The sequence below is a fragment of the Methylomonas sp. BG-2 genome (assembly GCF_057766305.1).
This window is the reverse complement of sequence record NZ_JBYMAP010000325.1, coordinates 1-3,386: the sequence shown is the minus strand read 5'-3', so window position 1 is coordinate 3,386 and position 3,386 is coordinate 1. Positions and strand designations below refer to the sequence as shown.

The 3,386-nt window shown below is 60.6% G+C and carries 1 protein-coding gene; it reads left to right on the top strand.

Features of this window, described 5'->3' with window-relative positions; genetic code table 11:
* Positions 1 to 3,386: hypothetical protein (locus tag AC3B8H_RS19565; protein WP_488443199.1), on the top strand; the 3,386-nt coding region annotated here is incomplete at both ends.

Genomic DNA, 3,386 nt, shown 5'->3' with positions numbered 1-3,386 from the left:
TCTTCGGCGGTACCGTAACGACCGCCGCGGCCAAAGGTCGCAACGGCAGCCTGTTGCTGGACCCGCGCAACATCACCATAGACAACAGCGGCAAATACCCGCAATTCGATTTCGAAGATCCCAACCCGAGCAATACGCTGGGCGTCACCTCCGGTTTCGGTACCGGTAATTCGGTACTTCTCAGCACGAACGTGGTCGTCACCAATCCCTACGACGACTTTGGCGGGCAGGATGCCGGCGCCGTCTATCTCTATAACGGCTGGTCCGGCGCGTTGATTGCGACCGTTACCGGTAGCCACGTGGACGATCGCTTGGGTAGCGGCGACATCAAGGTGCTTTATTACAGCAGCAGCACCAACTATACCAGTCAGCCTTCCGATACGCCGCCCCACGGCCACGTCAATACTTACCGCACCGATGTTGCCTATGTCGTCGCCAGTCCGCATTGGGACGGCGACAAGGGCGCGGTCACCTGGCTCAACGGCGCTACCGGCTTTGCCTCGGGCGGGGCGACGACCGGTTTAGCGGTCTCGTCGGCCAACAGCTTGGTCGGCGCGACCGCCGGCGATTTGGTTGGTAGCGGCGGCATCCAGTTACTTAGCCATTACACTAGTCGCTCCCCGAATACCGGCTATACCTCGACGCATCCTTACTATCTGATTCTAAGTCCCCACTTCAACAATGGCGGCTCGACCGCCGATGCCGGAGCGATTACCTGGGGCGACGGCCGCACTATCACTTTCGGCACCGTCACGACGACGGACTTATTCGGAAACACGCTGACGAATATCCCGACCGAAACCAGCACCAACAACGGCGGCGTCTCCGGTGTCATCGGCAGCGGCAACAGCTTGGTCGGTAGCCATGCCGGCGACCAAGTGGGTAGCGGTGGTGCTAGCTACGTAGGGCAAGATCCTGGGTACATAGTACTTAGCCCGCTATGGAACGGCAGCGCAGGTGCTGTGACCTACTGGGACGCCACGGCCACCAAAACCGGCACCTTGGGTTCGGCCAACAGTCTGGTCGGCTCGACCGCCAACGATCACGTAGGCGGTGGCGGAATTCTGTTCAAAGACGGTTACTACCTGGTATTGAGTCCCGACTGGGACAACGGCGGTGCCACCGATGCCGGCGCGGTGACTTGGGGCAGCAAAACCAGCGGCGTCAGTGGCGTGGTCGGCGCAGGCAACAGCCTGGTTGGCAGCACCGCCAACGACGGCGTCGGCAACGACGTCAATCATATCGTCGACGTGGGCGTGGCCGATTACGTAGTCCTGACGCCGACCTGGGATAACGGCGCCAATGTCGATGCCGGCGCCGCCAGCTGGGGGAGTTCCGGCAGCGGCGTCAGCGGCGCTATCAGCAGCAGCAACAGCTTGATTGGAAGCCATGCCAACGACCGAGTGGGTAGCGGCGGCGTAGTCACTGCCTTTAACGGTGTAGATACCGCAAACAACTGGACTTACACCTATTTTTACGGCGTGATCAGTCCGCATTGGAACAGCGATCGCGGAGCGGTCACGTTGGGTGCGGAAGCCACCGGCATCCAAGGCACCGTTGGCTCGGGTAACAGCCTTGTCGGCGACACTGCAACTGATCAGGTCGGCAGCGGCGGTGTCAAGACCGGGCAATATACCGAATTGACTTACAACGGAAGCACTTGGTCGGGCACCCGCACCGCGTACTATTTGATCATCAGCCCAAATTGGAGCGACGGCGGCACTTCCAACGTCGGAGCGGTCACCAAAGCCGCAATCGCCACAGGCATTACCGGCAGTATCAGCTCGGCCAATAGCTTGGTTGGCGGTACTGCAAACGACCAAATCGGCAGCGGCGACATTACCCTGCTTCCTTACGATTGGACCACCGGGCCCGCCAACGCCAACGGTCAAAAACAATACCATCTCGACTACTACGCGATCGCCAGCCCATTGTGGGACAACGGCGCGACCGCCGACGCCGGCGCGGTCACTTGGGGCAGCGTCACCACCACAACGGGCGCCGCATCGCCGTTAACCGGCAACGCCAGCGCGGCCAACAGTCTGGTCGGCACGCACGCTAGCGACCGCGTCGGCAGCGGCGGTGTCGTTGCCCTCCCGACGGAATACAACAATGCGACGCGGGTGGGCTACGTCGTAATCAGTCCCAACTGGGGAAATGGCACCGACAGCCAACTGGGCGCGGTGACCTGGGGCAGTCGCTTGACGGGCTCGCTTGGCGCCGTCGGTGCCGGCAACAGCTTGATCGGCGCCACGGCGGGCGACCAAATCGGCAGCGGCGGCGTAACGGTATTGACCAACGGTTACGATCCTGTCAACAGTGTCTACACCTACAACTATCTGGTGCTGAGTCCGCATTGGCACAGCGGCGCGAATGCCGACGCCGGTGCCGTGACCTGGGTTGGCGAAAAAACCGGCTACGCATATGGCGAGAGCAGTCAGGGAGCGGTAGTCGGCGCTGGCAATAGTTTAGTCGGTAGCCACGCAGGCGACCAAGTCGGCAGCGACGGCGTCATCGATTTGGGCATCTCCTATCTGGTCGGTAGCCGGCATTGGGACAACGGCGGTGCGACTGACGCCGGCGCCCTGTCTTGGGCACGTACTTCCATCGGGGCCGCCGGCGTCGTATCCGCCACCAACAGTTTGGTCGGAAGTTACAGCAATCAAGACGTCGGTCTTAACCAAGTCAAATTGACGCTGAACGGTAATACCTATTGGTATGACTATCTGGTTGTCGATACCGACTGGAGCAATGGAGGCTTGGCTAGCGCGGGAGCGGTGACCTACGGAGACGCCTACTACGGTATCTTCGGCGCGGTCTCGGCCGCTAACAGCATTGTCGGTACCACCGCCAATAGCGGTATCAATTTCAATTCGGGCGGGCCTTGGGTCGATTACTATCAGTATGCGGGGACCAACTACTTCAGTTTTCTGCCCGGCTTCGCCTATGACCATGGCGACACTTTCGTTGTCAGCTTCGCTAACGAAAATACCGGTCGGGTCACCTCGGGCGCTACCGATCCGAGTCGTATCACCTACGGCATGGCGATCGGCAAGGACATGACCATTGCACCGGACGTGTTGACCAATCTGCTTGGTTGGGGCACCAACGTCAAGCTGCAAGCCAGCAACGATATCGCGGTCAACAGCGCGCTAACCGTTGCCGGGCTTTACAGCTCGTCCGCTACGCTGACCATGGAAGCGGGTCGCAGTATTTATATCAATGCCGACATTACGACCGGCGGCGGCAGCATAGTGCTGCACGCGAACGATCAAGCCGCCAACGGCGTGATTGATGCCGACCGCGCGGCCGGAAACGCCGTCATTGAAGTCGCCAACGGTGTCACGATCGATGCCGGGGCCGGCTCGGTAACGATGGAATTGCGC